The organism is Streptomyces sp. NPDC107500 (genome assembly GCF_055582785.1).
In genome coordinates this window covers 106,103-123,435 of record NZ_JBVJPF010000009.1, presented here as the reverse complement: position 1 = coordinate 123,435, position 17,333 = coordinate 106,103, and the positions used below count along the sequence as shown (strand labels likewise).

Sequence of the window (17,333 nt, the reverse complement as noted above, 5' to 3'; positions counted from 1 at the left end):
ACCAAAGGACGGCCGGGGGCGGTACCGTTCGGTAGCACGCGGGGCCCCCGTCCCGCTGTCAGCGCTCATCACCTGTACGAGACGGAGTGGCACCGGATGCAGCACCCCGTGGGTTCGCCGCTGCCGCCGCCCCACCAGCCGGGGCACGGACCGGCCGCCGGCTGGTCCCCGGCCGCACACCACCCGGGTCCGCACCAGGGACCCGCCCCCGTGCCCCCGCCTCACGCGCCGGAGTACCCGATGCGGGCCCCCGGCCCCGCGGCCCCGCCGCAGACGGCGGTGCCGCAACCGGCACCCGGCCCGGCACCGGGTGCCCACCAGCCGGCCCCCGCCCCGCCCGTGCCGGACACCACCGGCCATGTACGGCTGCCGCCCGGCGGACCCGTCGCCGTGCCCAGCGTGCCCCCCGCGACGGCCGCCGCACCCGACTCCACCACGACCACCCTGGCGGTACTGCTCATCGGTCCCGCCGGAGCCGGCAAGACCAGCGTCGCCAAGTACTGGGCGGACCACCGCCGGGTCCCCACCGCGCACATCAGCCTCGACGACGTCCGCGAATGGGTCCGCTCCGGCTTCGCCGACCCCCAGACCGGGTGGAACGAGCACTCGGAGGCGCAGTACCGCCTCGCCCGCCGCACCTGCGGCTTCTCCGCGCGCAACTTCCTCGCCAACGGCATCTCCTGCATCCTCGACGACGCGGTCTTCCCGGACCGTCCGGTCGTCGGCCTCGGCGGCTGGAAGCGGCACGTCGGGCCCGGCCTGCTCCCGGTCGTCCTGCTGCCGGGCCTGGACGTCGTCCTGGAACGCAACGCCGAACGCCGCGGCAACAGGCGCCTCACCGACGAGGAGGTCGCCCGCATCCACGGCCGCATGGCCGGCTGGTACGGCTCCGGCCTCCCCATCATCGACAACTCCCAACTCGACGTCCCCGAAACCGCCCAGGTCCTGAACGAGGTCCTCTCCCGCTCGATAGCGAGCCCGCCGAGCTGGTAGCGCCCCGAAGGGGCGCGGGGAACGGCGCGAGAAGCCCCACCGGCCCGCAGCCGCCCCACGACGGCACCCCCGACCCGGTAGGCGCACCAAGGACACACCCCCGCATCCCCACTCGGCCTCTCCCAGGCGGCGCCCCCGCGGCGGAGCCCATACGCTCGGGGCATGTCAGAGGTGTACGCGGCCCGCCGGACGCGCCTACGGGAACGCTGCAACGCGGGCGGCAGCGCGGCGGCGCTCGTCTCCCGGCCCGCCAACGTGCGCTATCTCGCGGGCGCCGCCCCGCACGGCGCCGTGCTGCTCCTCGGCAAGACCGAGGACGTGCTGGTCTGCTCCGGACCGCTGGACGACCGGCCGGCCCAGGCCAGGCCCGACGAGTCGCTCCCGGTACGGGCGCTGCCGGGACCCGGCGGTGACGCCGCCGTCGCGGCGACTGGCTTCGCCGCGGCCCAGGGCGCCGAGTCCCTCGCCACCGAGGACCACCACCTCACCGTCGTCCGGCACCGCGCCATGCGCTCCGTCGCACCCCGGCTGCGCCTGACCGACCTGGGCCAGGCGGTCGAGCAGCTCCGGGTGGTCAAGGACGAGGAGGAGATCTCCTGCCTGCGCATCGGCGCCGAGATCGCCGACCAGGCCCTCGGGGAACTCCTGGAGTCCATCCTGGTCGGCCGCACCGAGCGGCATCTCGCCCTGGAGCTGGAGCGCCGCCTGGTCGACCACGGCGCCGACGGCCCCGCCTTCCCCACCTCCGTGGGCACCGGCCCCAACTCGGGGCGCCGCGGCCACCGCCCCACCGACCGGCGCGTGGAGGAGGGCGACTTCCTCTCGGTCTGCCTGGGCGCGACCTACCGCGGCTACCGCTGCGAGATCGGTCGTACGTTCGTCATCGGCACCTCGCCGGCCGACTGGCAGATCGAGCTGTACGACCTCGTCTTCTCCGCCCAGCGGGCCGGACGGGAGGCGCTCGCACCCGGTGCCGCCTGCCGTGACGTGGACCGGGCCGCCCGCCAGGCGCTGGACTCGGCGGGGTACGGTGAGCACCTCCCGGCGCTCACCGGGCACGGCGTCGGACTCGAAATCGACGAGGACCCGCAGTTGGCTCCTGCGGCCATGGGTAAACTGGACGCTTGTGTGCCGGTCACCGTCGAACCGGGGGTCCACCTCCCGGGCCGGGGCGGGGTCCGGATCGATGACACGCTCGTCGTGCGCCCCGAGGCGGACGGCGGACCCGAGCTACTCACCATCACGACCAAGGAGCTGCTCGCGCTCTAGCCTCGCGCTCGTGCGTACGCTCCGGGGTCGTCCACGTCAGTCCAGTCCAGGAGATTCCGCAACCGTGGCTTCCACGAACGACCTCAAGAACGGCATGGTGCTCAAGCTCGAAGGCGGCCAGCTCTGGTCCGTCGTCGAGTTCCAGCACGTCAAGCCCGGCAAGGGCCCGGCCTTCGTGCGCACCAAGCTCAAGAACGTGCTTTCCGGCAAGGTCGTCGACAAGACCTTCAACGCCGGCGTCAAGGTCGAGACGGCCACTGTCGACAAGCGTGACATGCAGTTCTCGTACATGGACGGCGACTACTTCGTCTTCATGGACATGGAGACCTACGACCAGCTGCACGTCGACCGCAAGGCCGTCGGCGACGCCGCCAACTTCCTCATCGAGGGCTTCGAGGCGACCGTCGCGCAGCACGAGGGCGAGGTGCTCTTCGTCGAGCTGCCCGCCGCCGTCGAGCTGACCATCCAGGAGACCGAGCCGGGCGTCCAGGGCGACCGCTCCACCGGCGGCACCAAGCCCGCCATCCTGGAGACCGGTCACCAGATCAACGTCCCGCTCTTCATCACCACCGGTGAGAAGATCAAGGTCGACACCCGCTCCAGCGACTACCTCGGCCGGGTGAACAGCTAACCGTGGCTGCTCGCAACACGGCCCGCAAGCGCGCCTTCCAGATCCTCTTCGAGGGTGATCAGCGCGGCGCCGACGTCCTGACGGTGCTCGCCGACTGGGTCCGGCACTCCCGGTCCGACACCCGGCAGCCGCCGGTGAGCGAGTACACGATGGAGCTGGTCGAGGGCTACGCCGCCCACGCCGAGCGCATCGACGAGCTGATCGCGCAGTACGCGGTCGGCTGGACGCTCGACCGGATGCCCGTCGTCGACCGCAACATCCTGCGCCTGGGCGCGTACGAACTCGTCTGGGTCGACGCGACTCCGGACGCGGTCGTCCTGGACGAGATGGTGCAGCTGGCGAAGGAGTTCTCCACGGACGACTCGCCCGCGTTCGTGAACGGCCTGCTCGGCCGGCTGAAGGATCTGAAGCCCTCGCTGCGTCGTGACTCCGCAGGTGGCGCGTAGGACCCCTGGGTGTGCTGAGCTCCCGGACGTGACAAAGCCGCCGGGGTGGCCGGAACCAATCGGTTCCGGCCACCCCGGCGGCACGTTTCTGCTGCGGAGTGCGGGGCTCAGAGCTCGTCGTGGGACGCCACCGCGCGGCGCGCGTCCGCGTCCAGGACGCCCCAGCTGATCAGCTGCTCGGTCAGGACCGAGGGCGACTGGTCGTAGATGACGGCGAGTGTACGCAGGTCGTCCTGGCGGATCGAGAGCACCTTGCCGTTGTAGTCACCGCGCTGCGACTGGATGGTCGCCGCGTAACGCTGGAGGGGGCCCGCCTTCTCGGCCGGCACCGTGGCCAGCCGCTCCAGGTCCAGGACCAGCTTCGGCGGCGGCTCGGCGGCACCGCCCGGGGTGGTGCCCGGCAGCAGCTCCTGCACGGGAACGCCGTAGAAGTCCGCCAACTCGGCGAGGCGCTGCACGGTCACGGCACGGTCGCCGCGCTCGTACGAACCGACCACGACGGCCTTCCAGCGGCCCTGGGACTTCTCCTCGACACCGTGGAGGGAAAGGCCCTGCTGGGTGCGGATGGCCCGGAGCTTGGCCCCGAGCTGTTTGGCGTATTCGCTGGACATATGGCTCCCCGGACAAGGTGTCGACGCGGCAGGCTCTGTCTGCCGGCTCGCGCGGCTGGTAACTCACTGTGAGGTTACGCAGCGTTACTCTCCTGCGTCAAGCCGAATGGGCCGCACCGACTCTTCCGTGGTATCCGCCATCCATTGCTCCGAGCGGGTGACACGGATGCGGCAGAAGAGTGACATGGGGGTGTCGGGGGCGCCGCCAGTGCGGTCGTGTGTGCCTGCTACCGTAGGTGGCGCATATCCGACGTCCTTTAAGATCCGTCCCGTGAGGCGGAGAAGGGGGTCCGTTTCCCATGGACAAGCAGGACACGCAGGACGCACGACCCGTCCTGGAGGGGCCCGACATCGCACGGGTCCTGACCCGCATCGCCCACGAGATCGTCGAGCGCGCCAAGGGCGCCGACGACGTGGTGCTCCTCGGCATCCCGACCAGAGGCGTCTTCCTCGCCCGGCGGCTGGCCGACAAGCTGGAGCAGATCACCGAACGCAAGATGCCGGTCGGCTCGCTCGACATCACCATGTACCGCGACGACCTGCGCATGCACCCGCCGCGCGCCCTGGCCCGCACCGAGATCCCCGGTGACGGCATCGACGGCCGCCTGGTCGTCCTCGTCGACGACGTGCTCTTCTCCGGCCGCACCATCCGGGCCGCCCTCGACGCGCTGGGCGACATCGGCCGCCCGCGCGCGGTGCAGCTCGCGGTCCTCGTCGACCGGGGCCACCGCGAACTGCCCATCCGCGCCGACTACGTCGGCAAGAACCTCCCGACGTCGCTGCGGGAGACGGTCAAGGTCCAGCTTGCCGAGGAGGACGGTCGGGACACCGTGCTGCTCGGTGCCAAGCCGGCCGCCCCGGGCGCCCACCCCTAGCGCCGCGCGTACGCACCCAGCCGTGCCGTACGCCCCGTCGGCGCGCCCCCGCGCGTGCCGGGCCGCCCGAATTATCCCGCTCTTCCGCATGACTCGCCCTACGGAGCCTGACAGATGCAGCGTCATCTCATCTCGGCCGCCGACCTCACCCGCGACGACGCCGTCCTGATCCTCGACACCGCCGAGGAGATGGCCCGGGTCGCGGACCGGCCGATCAAGAAACTGCCGACCCTGCGCGGCCGTACCGTCGTCAACCTCTTCTTCGAGGACTCCACCCGGACCCGGATCTCCTTCGAGGCCGCCGAGAAGCGCCTGTCCGCGGACGTCATCAACTTCACCGCCAAGGGATCCAGCGTCTCCAAGGGCGAGTCCCTCAAGGACACCGCCCAGACCCTGGAGGCCATGGGCGTCGACGCGGTCGTCATCCGGCACGGCGCCTCCGGCGCCCCGTACCGGCTGGCCACCTCCGGGTGGATCGACGCGGCCGTGGTCAACGCCGGCGACGGCACCCACCAGCACCCCACCCAGGCCCTCCTCGACGCCTTCACGATGCGCCGCCGCCTGGTCGGCCGCGACGCCGGACTCGGCAAGGACCTGAACGGCCGCCGGATCACCCTGGTCGGCGACATCCTGCACAGCAGGGTCGCCCGCTCCAACGTCGACCTGCTGCACACCCTCGGCGCCGAGGTCACCCTTGTCGCCCCGCCGACCCTGCTGCCGGTCGGCGTCGAGACCTGGCCCTGCGAGGTCTCCTACGACCTCGACTCGACGCTCCCCAAGTCCGACGCGGTGATGCTGCTGCGCGTGCAGCGCGAGCGCATGAACGCCGCCTTCTTCCCGACCGAGCGCGAGTACTCCCGCCGCTACGGCCTCGACGGCGAACGCATGGCGAAGATGCCCGACCACGCCATCGTGATGCACCCCGGCCCGATGGTCCGCGGCATGGAGATCACCGCCGAGGTCGCCGACTCCGACCGCTGCACCGTCGTCGAGCAGGTCACCAACGGCGTCTCCATCCGGATGGCCGTCCTGTACCTGCTGCTCGGCGGCAACGAGCCCGCCGTCACCCACGCCCGCACCACCGAGGAGAAGTAAGACACATGAGCAAGATCCTTATCCGTGGTGCGAAGGTGCTCGGCGGCGAGCCGCAGGACGTGCTGATCGACGGCGCGACCATCGCCGAGGTCGGTACCGGACTGTCCGCCGACGGCGCCGAGGTCGTCGAGGCGGGCGGCAAGGTGCTGCTGCCGGGTCTGGTCGACCTCCACACCCACCTGCGCGAACCCGGCCGCGAGGACTCCGAGACCGTCCTCACCGGCACCCGCGCGGCCGCGAGCGGCGGCTACACCAACGTCTTCGCCATGGCCAACACCTTCCCCGTCGCCGACACCGCCGGCGTCGTCGAGCAGGTCTGGCGGCTCGGCCAGGAATCCGGCTACTGCGACGTGCAGCCCATCGGCGCCGTGACCGTCGGCCTGGAGGGCGCCAAGCTCGCCGAGCTGGGCGCCATGCACGAGTCCGCGGCCGGCGTCACCGTCTTCTCCGACGACGGCAAGTGCGTCCACGACGCCGTGATCATGCGCCGCGCGCTGGAGTACGTGAAGGCCTTCAACGGCGTCGTCGCCCAGCACGCCCAGGAGCCCCGCCTCACCGAGGGCGCCCAGATGAACGAGGGCGTCGTCTCCGCCGAGCTGGGCCTCGGCGGCTGGCCGGCGGTGGCCGAGGAGTCGGTCATCGCGCGGGACGTGCTGCTCGCCGAGCACGTCGGCTCCCGCGTCCACATCTGCCACCTGTCGACCGCCGGGTCCGTCGAGATCGTCCGCTGGGCCAAGTCCCGCGGCATCGACGTCACCGCCGAGGTCACCCCGCACCACCTGCTCCTCACCGACGAGCTGGTCCGGTCGTACAACCCGGTCTACAAGGTGAACCCGCCGCTGCGCACCGAGCGTGACGTCCTGGCGCTGCGCGAGGCGCTCGCCGACGGCACGATCGACATCGTCGCCACCGACCACGCCCCGCACCCGCACGAGGACAAGGACTGCGAGTGGGCCGCAGCCGCCATGGGGATGGTGGGCCTGGAGACCGCGCTGTCGGTGGTCCAGGAGACCATGGTGGACACGGGCCTGCTGGACTGGGCCGGCGTCGCCGACCGGATGTCCGTCAAGCCCGCGCAGATCGGACAGGCCACCGGACACGGCCGTCCCGTCTCGGCTGGTGAGCCCGCCAACCTCACCCTCGTCGACACGGAATACCGTGGCCAGGTGGACCCCGCGGGCTTCGCCTCGCGCAGCCGCAACACCCCGTACGAGGGTCGTGAGCTGCCGGGCCGTGTGACGCACACGTGGCTGCGGGGCAAGGCCACGCTCGTCGACGGGAAGCTCACGTGACACCTGTAATCCTGCTGGCCGCCGAGAAGGAATCGGCGGAAGTGACCGACTGGGCCGCCCGCGTCGGCTGGGTCGTCGGCCTCGGACTGTTCGTCGCGCTCGTCTACTGGCTGATGCGCGAGGGCTGGAAGTGGCGCGGCACCCTCCAGGGCGACCTGCCCGAACTGCCCAGCGCGCCCGACGACCCCGGTCCGGCGAGACTGGTACTGAGCGGCCGCTACCACGGCTCCACCACCGCCGGGCAGTGGCTGGACCGCATCGTGGCGCACGGCCTGGGCACCCGCAGCCGGGTCGAGCTCACCCTGACGGACGCGGGACTGGACGTCGTACGCCCCGGCGCGGCCGACTTCTTCGTCCCCGTCGCCGCACTGCGCGAGGCCCGGCTCGACAAGGGCATCGCGGGCAAGGTCCTCACCGAGGGCGGCCTGCTCGTCGTCACCTGGGCGCACGGCGACAAGCTGATCGACTCCGGCTTCCGCTCCGACCACGCGGCCGAGCACAACGAGTGGGTCGAAACACTGAACGACATGATCAACAAGACGGAAACGGAAGGCGCACGATGACGACCTCCACCAGGGGAGTTGACAGGACTCCCGCCGTACTCGTCCTGGAGGACGGCCGGACCTTCCGCGGCCGCGCCTACGGGGCCGTGGGGGCCACCTTCGGCGAAGCCGTGTTCTCCACCGGCATGACCGGCTACCAGGAGACCCTCACCGACCCGTCGTACCACCGCCAGGTCGTCGTCATGACCGCCCCGCACGTCGGGAACACCGGGGTCAACGACGAGGACATGGAGTCCAGGAAGATCTGGGTCGCCGGCTACGTCGTCCGCGACCCCGCGCGCGTGCCCTCGAACTGGCGCTCCACCCGCTCCCTCGACGAGGAGCTGGCCGCCCAGGGCGTCGTCGGCATCTCCGGCATCGACACCCGCGCCCTCACCCGCCACCTGCGCGAGCGCGGCGCCATGCGGGTCGGCATCTTCTCCGGCCACGCGCTGCCCGACGAGGGCACCATGCTCGCCGAGGTCCGTCAGGCCCCCGAGATGAGCGGCGCCGACCTCTCCGCCGAGGTCGCCACCACCGAGGCGTACGTCGTCCCGGCGATCGGCGAGAAGAAGTACACCGTCGCCGCCATCGACCTCGGGATCAAGGGCATGACCCCGCACCGCATGGCCGAGCGGGGCATCGAGGTGCACGTGCTGCCCGCCACGGCCACCGTCGAGGACGTCTACGCCGTCAACCCGGACGGCGTCTTCTTCTCCAACGGCCCCGGCGACCCGGCCACCGCCGACCACCCGGTCTCCGTCATGCGGGGCGTCCTGGAGCGCGGCACGCCGCTCTTCGGCATCTGCTTCGGCAACCAGATCCTGGGCCGCGCGCTCGGCTTCGGCACCTTCAAGCTGAAGTACGGCCACCGCGGCATCAACCAGCCGGTGCAGGACCGTACGACCGGCAAGGTCGAGGTCACCGCGCACAACCACGGCTTCGCCGTAGACGCCCCGCTCGACCGGGTCTCCGACACCCCCTACGGCCGCGCCGAGGTCTCCCACGTCTGCCTGAACGACAACGTGGTGGAGGGCCTCCAGCTCCTCGACCGGCCGGCCTTCAGCGTCCAGTACCACCCCGAGGCCGCCGCCGGCCCGCACGACGCCGCCTACCTGTTCGACCGCTTCACGTCTTTGATGAGCACAGCTTTGATGGAGGGCCAGCGTGCCTAAGCGCACCGATATCCAGTCCGTCCTGGTCATCGGCTCCGGCCCGATCGTCATCGGCCAGGCCGCCGAGTTCGACTACTCAGGCACCCAGGCGTGCCGCGTGCTCAAGGCCGAGGGCCTGCGCGTCATCCTGGTGAACTCCAACCCCGCGACGATCATGACCGACCCGGAGATCGCCGACGCCACCTACGTCGAGCCGATCACCCCCGAGTTCGTCGAGAAGATCATCGCCAAGGAGCGCCCCGACGCGCTCCTGCCGACGCTCGGCGGCCAGACCGCCCTCAACACCGCGATCTCCATGCACGACCAGGGCGTGCTGGAGAAGTACGGCGTCGAACTGATCGGCGCCAACGTCGAGGCGATCAACAAGGGCGAGGACCGCGACCTCTTCAAGGGCGTCGTCGAGGAGGTCCGCAAGAAGATCGGGCACGGCGAGTCCGCCCGCTCCTACATCTGCCACTCCATGGACGACGTCCTCAAGGGCGTCGACGCGCTCGGCGGCTACCCGGTCGTCGTCCGCCCCTCCTTCACCATGGGCGGCGCCGGCTCCGGCTTCGCCCACGACGAGGAGGAACTGCGCCGCATCGCCGGACAGGGCCTCACCCTCTCGCCGACCACCGAGGTGCTCCTGGAGGAGTCCATCCTCGGCTGGAAGGAGTACGAGCTGGAGCTGATGCGCGACAAGCACGACAACGTGGTGGTCGTCTGCTCCATCGAGAACTTCGACCCCATGGGCGTGCACACCGGCGACTCGATCACCGTCGCGCCCGCGATGACCCTGACCGACCGCGAGTACCAGGTGCTGCGCGACGTCGGCATCGCGATCATCCGCGAGGTCGGCGTCGACACCGGCGGCTGCAACATCCAGTTCGCGGTGAACCCCGAGGACGGTCGCGTGATCGTCATCGAGATGAACCCGCGCGTGTCGCGCTCCTCGGCGCTCGCCTCCAAGGCGACCGGCTTCCCGATCGCCAAGATCGCCGCCAAGCTGGCCGTCGGCTACACGCTCGACGAGATCCCGAACGACATCACGCGCGAGACCCCGGCCTCCTTCGAGCCGACCCTCGACTACGTGGTCGTCAAGGCCCCGCGCTTCGCCTTCGAGAAGTTCCCGCAGGCCGACTCCACCCTCACCACCACCATGAAGTCGGTCGGCGAGGCCATGGCCATCGGCCGCAACTTCACCGAGGCCTTCCAGAAGGCCCTGCGCTCGCTGGAGAAGAAGGGCAGCCAGTTCACCTTCGTCGGCGAGACGGGCGACAAGGCCGAGCTGCTGCGCGAGGCCGTCCGGCCCACCGACGGCCGCATCAACCTGGTCATGCAGGCCATCCGCGCGGGCGCCACGCCCGAGGAGGTCTTCGAGTACACGAAGATCGACCCCTGGTTCGTCGACCAGCTCTTCCTGATCAAGGAGACCGCCGACGAGCTGGCCGCGGCGCCCGAGCTGACCGCCGACCTGCTCGCCGAGGCCAAGCGGCACGGCTTCTCCGACCAGCAGGTCGGCGAGATCCGCGGCCTGCGCGAGGACGTCGTCCGCGAGGTCCGGCACGCGCTCGGCATCCGCCCGGTCTACAAGACGGTCGACACCTGCGCCGCCGAGTTCGCCGCGAAGACGCCGTACTTCTACTCCTCCTACGACGAGGAGACCGAGGTCGCGCCGCGCGAGAAGCCGGCCGTCATCATCCTGGGCTCCGGCCCGAACCGCATCGGCCAGGGCATCGAGTTCGACTACTCCTGCGTCCACGCCTCCTTCGCGCTCAGCGACGCCGGGTACGAGACCGTGATGGTCAACTGCAACCCGGAGACCGTCTCCACCGACTACGACACCTCCGACCGGCTGTACTTCGAGCCGCTCACCCTGGAGGACGTCCTGGAGATCGTCCACGCGGAGCAGCAGGCCGGCCCGGTCGCCGGTGTCGTCGTCCAGCTCGGCGGTCAGACCCCGCTCGGCCTGTCGCAGGCGCTCAAGGACAACGGCGTGCCGGTCGTCGGCACCTCGCCCGAGGCCATCCACGCAGCCGAGGACCGCGGCGCCTTCGGCCGGGTCCTCGCGGAGGCGGGCCTGCCCGCCCCCAAGCACGGCACCGCCACCACCTTCGCCGAGGCCAAGGGCATCGCCGACGAGATCGGCTACCCCGTCCTGGTGCGGCCCTCCTACGTCCTCGGCGGACGCGGCATGGAGATCGTCTACGACGAGACCCGCCTGGAGGCGTACATCGCCGAGTCGACCGAGATCAGCCCCTCCCGGCCGGTCCTCGTCGACCGGTTCCTGGACGACGCGATCGAGATCGACGTCGACGCGCTGTACGACGGCGAGGAGCTGTACCTCGGCGGCGTCATGGAGCACATCGAGGAGGCCGGCATCCACTCCGGCGACTCGGCGTGCGCCCTGCCCCCGATCACGCTCGGCGGCTTCGACATCAAGCGGCTGCGGGCCTCCACCGAGGGCATCGCCAAGGGCGTCGGCGTGCGCGGCCTGATCAACATCCAGTTCGCCCTGGCCGGGGACATCCTGTACGTCCTGGAGGCCAACCCGCGCGCGTCCCGCACGGTCCCCTTCACCTCGAAGGCGACCGCGGTGCCGCTGGCCAAGGCCGCCGCCCGCATCTCGCTGGGCGCGACCATCGCCGAGCTGCGCGCCGAGGGCCTGCTCCCGGCCACCGGCGACGGCGGCGAGCTGCCGCTGGACGCGCCGATCTCCGTCAAGGAGGCCGTGATGCCGTGGTCCCGCTTCCGGGACATCCACGGCCGCGGCGTCGACACCGTCCTCGGCCCGGAGATGCGCTCCACCGGCGAGGTCATGGGCATCGACTCGGTCTTCGGCACGGCCTACGCCAAGTCGCAGGCCGGCGCGTACGGCCCGCTGCCCACGAAGGGGCGTGCCTTCATCTCGGTCGCCAACCGGGACAAGCGCTCGATGATCTTCCCGGCCCGCGAGCTGGTCGCCCACGGCTTCGAGCTGATGGCCACCTCCGGCACCGCCGAGGTCCTCAAGCGCAACGGCATCAACGCCACGGTGGTCCGCAAGCAGTCCGAGGGCCCCGGCCCCAACGGCGAGAAGACCATCGTCCAGCTCATCCACGACGGCGCCGTCGACCTCATCGTCAACACCCCGTACGGCACCGGCGGCCGCCTCGACGGCTACGACATCCGTACGGCCGCCGTGGCCCGCTCCGTGCCCTGCCTGACCACCGTCCAGGCACTGGCGGCGGCGGTCCAGGGCATCGACGCCCTCAACCACGGAGACGTGGGAGTGCGCTCGCTCCAGGAACACGCGGAATTCCTGACCGCGGCCCGCGACTAGCGGCCCGAAGAGGGGGACACCGGAAACGGTGTCCCCCTCTTCATGAGCCGGCCCTCTCCTTCATGAGCCACCGCCCCCAGAGGCGTCACGAGGACACATGTACACGATCTTCTTCAAGCTCTTCTTCTCCCGCATGGACCCGGAGCAGGCCCACCACCTGGCCTTCCGCTGGATCCGGCTGGCCGCACGCGTCCCCGTGCTGCGCACCTTCGCCGCCGCCGCGCTCGCGCCCCGCCACAAGGAACTGCGCACCGAGGCCCTGGGCCTGCGCATGCACGGACCCTTCGGGCTCGCCGCCGGGTTCGACAAGAACGCCGTCGCCGTCGACGGCATGGCGATGCTCGGCTTCGACCACGTCGAGATCGGCACCGTGACCGGGGAGCCGCAGCCCGGCAACCCCAAGAAGCGGCTGTTCCGGCTGGTGGGCGACCGGGCGCTGATCAACCGGATGGGCTTCAACAACGACGGCTCGCTGGCCGTGGCCGCCCGCCTGGCCTCCCGCACGCCCGTCTTCCCGACGGTCGTCGGCGTCAACATCGGCAAGACCAAGGCCGTCCCGGAGGAGGAGGCGGTCGGCGACTACGTGAAGTCCGCCGAACGGCTCGCCCCGCACGCCGACTACCTGGTCGTCAACGTCTCCTCCCCGAACACGCCCGGGCTGCGCAACCTCCAGGCCACCGAGGCGCTGCGTCCGCTCCTGACGGCGGTCCGCGAGGCCGCCGACCGCGCCGTCACCGCACGGCGCGTCCCGCTCCTGGTGAAGATCGCGCCGGACCTCGCCGACGAGGACGTGGACGCCGTCGCCGACCTGGCCGTGGAGCTGGGCCTGGACGGCATCATCGCCACCAACACCACCATCGCGCGCGAGGGCCTGGGCCTGACCTCCTCACCCGTCCTCGTGCGGGAGACCGGCGGCCTGTCCGGCGCGCCCCTCAAGGCGCGCTCCCTGGAGGTCCTGCGCCGCCTGTACGGGCGCGTGGGCGACCGGATCACCCTGGTGGGCGTCGGCGGCGTGGAGAACGCCGAGGACGCCTGGCAGCGCATCCTGGCCGGGGCCACGCTGGTCCAGGGCTACAGCGCGTTCATCTACGAGGGCCCGTTCTGGGGCCGTGCCATCCACAAGGGGCTCGCCGCGCGGCTGCGGCAGAGCCCCTACGCCACCCTCGCCGACGCGGTCGGCGCCGACGTGAGGAAGCCCCGATGACCCGCACGACGGTACTCGAGCCCTTCGGCGCCCGGCTGCGCCGCGCGATGGACGAGCGCGGCCCGCTGTGCGTCGGCATCGACCCGCACGCCTCCCTGCTCGCCGAGTGGGGGCTGGGCGACGACGTGACCGGTCTGGAGCGCTTCAGCCGCACCGTGGTCGAGGCGACGGCGGACCGGGTGGCCGTGCTCAAGCCGCAGAGCGCCTTCTTCGAGCGCTTCGGTTCGCGCGGCGTCGCCGTCCTGGAGAAGTCCGTCGAGGAGGCGCGTGCGGCCGGGGCCCTGGTGGTCATGGACGCCAAGCGCGGCGACATCGGCTCGACCATGGCGGCCTACGCGGAGTCCTTCCTGCACAAGGACGCGCCGCTGTTCTCGGACGCGCTGACGGTCTCGCCCTACCTCGGCTACGGCTCGCTGAGGCCGGCCGTCGACCTGGCGCGCGAGAGCGGTGCCGGTCTGTTCGTGCTGGCGCTGACCTCGAACCCGGAGGGCGGCGAGGTCCAGCACGCGGTCCGGTCCGACGGGCGCAGCGTGGGGGCGACGATGCTCGCGCACCTCGCCGCCGAGAACGCGGGGGAGGAGCCCCTCGGCTCCTTCGGGGCGGTGGTCGGCGCCACCCTCGGCGACCTGTCGGCGTACGACCTGGACGTCAACGGCCCGCTCCTCGCGCCCGGCATCGGCGCCCAGGGAGCGACCCCGGCGGACCTGCCGCGCGTGTTCGGCGCGGCGGTGCGCAACGTGGTGCCGAATGTCAGCAGGGGTGTGCTTCGTCACGGTCCGGACGCATCCGCCCTGCGCACGGCCGTGGAGCGCTTCACCGACGAGGTGAGAGCCGCTCTGGCGGCGGCCTAGGACGCCGAGACCTTGGATACATCCTCAAATCCGAGGCATTATGTCCCTAATGTCCGGCCTCACGGAGGCTGACCAGGACTTTTCCGCTGTTCTCGCTGACTCTGGCGGACTTGACCGCTAGTCTCCGTCGAGAGTCGGCGGGCAAGCGTGTTGCTCGTGGCTCGCCAGGTGTGGGGCGACTAGGTTCCTCACCGGTCCGTATCCGACAGTTCGACATCCGAGGTGACGTAGGCGTGGCTCTTCCGCCCCTTACCCCTGAACAGCGCGCAGCCGCGCTCGAAAAGGCCGCCGCGGCTCGCCGGGAGCGGGCCGAGGTCAAGAATCGACTCAAGCACTCCGGCGCCTCCCTCCACGAGGTCATCAAGCAGGGTCAGGAGAACGACGTCATCGGCAAGATGAAGGTCTCCGCCCTCCTCGAGTCCCTGCCGGGCGTGGGCAAGGTCCGCGCCAAGCAGATCATGGAGCGTCTGGGCATCTCCGAGAGCCGCCGCGTGCGCGGTCTCGGGTCCAACCAGATCGCCTCCCTGGAGCGTGAGTTCGGCAGCACCGGCAGCTGAGTCCGGACCACTCCGGGATTGCTGGAATAATCGCTGGCATGGCTGCAACACCCCGGGGGACGTCCCCCGTACCCCCGGACGCACGTCCGCGGCTGACCGTGCTCTCCGGCCCCTCGGGGGTCGGCAAGAGCACGGTCGTCGCCCATATGCGCAAGGAACACCCCGAGGTATGGCTGTCGGTCTCGGCGACGACCCGCCGGCCCCGCCCGGGCGAGCAGCACGGTGTCCACTACTTCTTCGTCACCGACGAGGAGATGGACAAGCTGATCGCCAACGGGGAGCTGCTGGAGTGGGCCGAGTTCGCCGGCAACCGCTACGGCACGCCGCGCGCTGCGGTACTGGAGCGCCTGGAGGCCGGTGAGCCGGTGCTCCTGGAGATCGACCTCCAGGGCGCACGGCAGGTCCGCGCCTCCATGCCCGAGGCCCAGCTGGTGTTCCTGGCCCCGCCCTCCTGGGAGGAGCTGGTGCGCCGGCTCACCGGGCGCGGCACCGAACCGCCGGACGTGATCGAGCGCCGCCTCGACACGGCCAAGGTCGAACTGGCGGCCGAGCCGGAGTTCGACCAGACGCTGGTCAACACCTCCGTCGAGGACGTGGCGCGCGAGCTGCTAGCCTTGACGAACGTCGTGTGATCGTTACTGGTCACCCTGACTGAATCTTTCCCATCCATCGGAAGGTAGAGCGTGTCCTCTTCCATCTCCGCGCCCGAGGGCATCATCAACCCGCCGATCGACGAGCTCCTCGAGGCCACGGACTCGAAGTACAGCCTCGTGATCTACGCGGCCAAGCGTGCCCGCCAGATCAACGCGTACTACTCGCAGCTCGGTGAGGGTCTCCTCGAGTACGTCGGTCCGCTCGTCGACACCCACGTGCACGAGAAGCCGCTCTCGATCGCCCTGCGCGAGATCAACGCGGGGCTGCTGACCTCCGAGGCCATCGAGGGTCCGGCGCAGTAGTACCGGCGACATCGGCGGTAGTATTTTCAGCCTGAAGCTGACTTTTCCACAGGCCCGGCAGCCCGACTGTCGGGCCTGTGGTGTGTCATGGGTCGTAAGCGTTATCCGAGTCGGGGAGAGACGGTGGACAAGCCCAAGGTCGTTCTGGGGGTCAGTGGCGGCATCGCCGCGTACAAGGCCTGTGAGCTGCTGCGCAGGTTCACGGAGTCGGGACACGAGGTCCGGGTCGTCCCCACCGCCTCCGCCCTGCACTTCGTCGGCGCCGCCACGTGGTCCGCCCTGTCCGGAAACCCCGTGTCGACCGAGGTGTGGGACGACGTCCACGAGGTCCCGCACGTGCGCATCGGCCAGCACGCCGACCTGGTCGTCGTCGCGCCCGCCACCGCCGACATGCTGGCCAAGGCGGCCCACGGCCTCGCCGACGACCTCCTCACCAACACCCTCCTGACGGCCCGCTGCCCGGTCGTCTTCGCCCCCGCCATGCACACCGAGATGTGGGAGCACCCGGCCACCCAGGAGAACGTGGCGACACTGCGCCGCCGCGGCGCCGTCGTCGTCGAACCGGCCGTCGGCCGCCTTACCGGCGTCGACACCGGCAAGGGGCGGCTGCCCGACCCCGGCGAGATCTTCGAGGTCTGCCGCCGGGTACTGGCCCGGGGCGCGCGGGAGCCGGACCTCGCCGGACGGCACGTCGTGGTCAGCGCCGGCGGCACCCGGGAGCCCCTCGACCCGGTCCGGTTCCTGGGCAACCGCTCCTCCGGCAAGCAGGGCTACGCCCTCGCCCGCACCGCCGCCGCGCGCGGGGCCCGCGTCACCCTGCTCTCGGCGAACCCGTCGCTCCCGGACCCGGCCGGCGTGGACGTGGTCCCGGTGGGCACCGCTGTGGAGCTGCGCGAGGCGGTGCTGCGGGCCGCCGCGGACGCGGACGCCGTCGTCATGGCCGCGGCGGTCGCCGACTTCCGCCCGGCCTCCTACGCCACCGGAAAGATCAAGAAGAAGGACGGCCAGGAACCGGAGCCGATCGCGCTGGTGCGGAATCCGGACATCCTCGCCGAGGTCTCCGGCAGCCGGGGCCGCCCGGGCCAGGTGGTCGTCGGCTTCGCCGCCGAGACCGACGACGTCCTCGCCAACGGTCGGGCGAAGCTGAAACGCAAGGGCTGCGACCTTCTCGTGGTCAACGAGGTGGGGGAGCGCAAGACCTTCGGCGCGGAGGAGAACGAGGCCGTCGTCCTCGGCGCCGACGGCAGCGAGACCCTCGTCCCGCACGGCCCCAAGGAGGACCTGGCCGAAACGGTGTGGGACCTCGTGGCCGAGCGACTCGCCTGAATGAGCCATTCGGCCGGGCGGTCCGCGCGAACCCCGCCCATTCGAGCGTGGCGGCCCTGGCCAAGGCCGCCTCGTTCTGGGCAGAATGCCCGTGCCGCAGGTCACAGCCCTTCCGAGAGCTGAGACGGGTGAGTCCGCGGCCGAGCGTGACCGATAAACTGTTCCTTGGACGTCGCCGGGTGCAGCTCCCCGTGCCGTCCGCCAATGAT

At 71.1% G+C, this 17,333-nt stretch carries 17 protein-coding genes; 16 read left to right on the top strand and 1 reads right to left on the bottom strand.

Going from position 1 to position 17,333, the window contains the following annotated elements; genetic code table 11:
* Positions 1 to 96: 96 nt before the first annotated feature.
* The 4 genes from ACZ67M_RS32470 (at position 97) to nusB (ending at position 3,339) form a co-directional block, all read left to right on the top strand.
* Complete coding sequence (locus ACZ67M_RS32470; RefSeq protein ID WP_385799392.1) at positions 97 to 993, top strand: Pro-rich N-terminal domain-containing protein; 897 nt, start codon at positions 97 to 99, stop codon at positions 991 to 993.
* 162 nt (positions 994 to 1,155) lie between these two features.
* On the top strand, positions 1,156 to 2,262 hold the full coding sequence (locus ACZ67M_RS32465; RefSeq protein ID WP_392014304.1) for an aminopeptidase P family protein: 1,107 nt from the start codon (positions 1,156 to 1,158) through the stop codon (positions 2,260 to 2,262).
* Positions 2,263 to 2,326: 64 nt separating this feature from the next.
* Entirely contained in the window at positions 2,327 to 2,893 is a 567-nt protein-coding gene (gene efp / locus ACZ67M_RS32460) for an elongation factor P (protein WP_122617184.1), read from the top strand.
* Between the two features lie 2 nt (positions 2,894 to 2,895).
* Positions 2,896 to 3,339 carry a transcription antitermination factor NusB gene (gene nusB, locus ACZ67M_RS32455; protein ID WP_125493520.1) on the top strand — a complete coding sequence of 148 codons (444 nt, stop codon included), beginning with the start codon at positions 2,896 to 2,898 and terminating at the stop codon, positions 3,337 to 3,339.
* 107 nt (positions 3,340 to 3,446) lie between these two features.
* Here nusB and bldD read toward each other — a convergent pair whose 3' ends face one another.
* Positions 3,447 to 3,950 carry a transcriptional regulator BldD gene (gene bldD / locus ACZ67M_RS32450; protein ID WP_003977337.1) on the bottom strand — a complete coding sequence of 168 codons (504 nt, stop codon included), beginning with the start codon at positions 3,948 to 3,950 and terminating at the stop codon, positions 3,447 to 3,449.
* 299 nt (positions 3,951 to 4,249) lie between these two features.
* Here bldD and pyrR point away from each other — a divergent pair, with 299 nt between their 5' ends.
* The 12 genes from pyrR to coaBC all read left to right on the top strand — a co-directional run bounded on the left by pyrR (position 4,250) and on the right by coaBC (position 17,124).
* A complete protein-coding gene (gene pyrR, locus ACZ67M_RS32445; RefSeq protein WP_361366566.1) occupies positions 4,250 to 4,825 on the top strand; it encodes a bifunctional pyr operon transcriptional regulator/uracil phosphoribosyltransferase PyrR in 576 nt (191 codons plus the stop codon).
* A 114-nt stretch (positions 4,826 to 4,939) separates the two neighbouring features.
* Positions 4,940 to 5,920, top strand: coding sequence for an aspartate carbamoyltransferase catalytic subunit (locus ACZ67M_RS32440; RefSeq protein WP_125493518.1), 981 nt, complete (start codon positions 4,940 to 4,942; stop codon positions 5,918 to 5,920).
* A 5-nt stretch (positions 5,921 to 5,925) separates the two neighbouring features.
* The gene (locus ACZ67M_RS32435) at positions 5,926 to 7,212 is read left to right on the top strand and encodes a dihydroorotase (protein ID WP_361366569.1); all 1,287 of its coding nucleotides are present in this window, start codon (positions 5,926 to 5,928) and stop codon (positions 7,210 to 7,212) included.
* Entirely contained in the window at positions 7,209 to 7,775 is a 567-nt protein-coding gene (locus ACZ67M_RS32430) for a PH-like domain-containing protein (protein ID WP_361366572.1), read from the top strand. The genes ACZ67M_RS32435 and ACZ67M_RS32430 overlap by 4 nt, the downstream gene beginning before the upstream one ends.
* Positions 7,772 to 8,929 carry a glutamine-hydrolyzing carbamoyl-phosphate synthase small subunit gene (gene carA, locus ACZ67M_RS32425; protein WP_360887997.1) on the top strand — a complete coding sequence of 386 codons (1,158 nt, stop codon included), beginning with the start codon at positions 7,772 to 7,774 and terminating at the stop codon, positions 8,927 to 8,929. Before ACZ67M_RS32430 ends, carA begins: the two co-directional genes overlap by 4 nt.
* Positions 8,922 to 12,230, top strand: coding sequence for a carbamoyl-phosphate synthase large subunit (gene carB / locus ACZ67M_RS32420; protein ID WP_469853834.1), 3,309 nt, complete (start codon positions 8,922 to 8,924; stop codon positions 12,228 to 12,230). The genes carA and carB overlap by 8 nt, the downstream gene beginning before the upstream one ends.
* A gap of 97 nt (positions 12,231 to 12,327) precedes the next feature.
* The gene (locus ACZ67M_RS32415; RefSeq protein WP_469853833.1) at positions 12,328 to 13,434 is read left to right on the top strand and encodes a quinone-dependent dihydroorotate dehydrogenase; all 1,107 of its coding nucleotides are present in this window, start codon (positions 12,328 to 12,330) and stop codon (positions 13,432 to 13,434) included.
* Positions 13,431 to 14,285, top strand: a complete 855-nt coding sequence (pyrF, locus tag ACZ67M_RS32410; RefSeq protein ID WP_469853832.1) for an orotidine-5'-phosphate decarboxylase — start codon at positions 13,431 to 13,433, stop codon at positions 14,283 to 14,285. Before ACZ67M_RS32415 ends, pyrF begins: the two co-directional genes overlap by 4 nt.
* Positions 14,286 to 14,518: 233 nt before the next feature.
* Positions 14,519 to 14,842: an integration host factor gene (locus ACZ67M_RS32405; protein WP_003977346.1), complete on the top strand. Its 324-nt coding sequence runs from the start codon at positions 14,519 to 14,521 to the stop codon at positions 14,840 to 14,842.
* Positions 14,843 to 14,880: 38 nt separating this feature from the next.
* A complete protein-coding gene (gmk, locus tag ACZ67M_RS32400; protein ID WP_122617174.1) occupies positions 14,881 to 15,474 on the top strand; it encodes a guanylate kinase in 594 nt (197 codons plus the stop codon).
* A 51-nt stretch (positions 15,475 to 15,525) separates the two neighbouring features.
* Positions 15,526 to 15,798, top strand: coding sequence for a DNA-directed RNA polymerase subunit omega (rpoZ, locus tag ACZ67M_RS32395; RefSeq protein WP_003977348.1), 273 nt, complete (start codon positions 15,526 to 15,528; stop codon positions 15,796 to 15,798).
* 123 nt (positions 15,799 to 15,921) lie between these two features.
* A complete protein-coding gene (gene coaBC / locus ACZ67M_RS32390) occupies positions 15,922 to 17,124 on the top strand; it encodes a bifunctional phosphopantothenoylcysteine decarboxylase/phosphopantothenate--cysteine ligase CoaBC (RefSeq protein ID WP_469853831.1) in 1,203 nt (400 codons plus the stop codon).
* Positions 17,125 to 17,333: the final 209 nt, after the last annotated feature.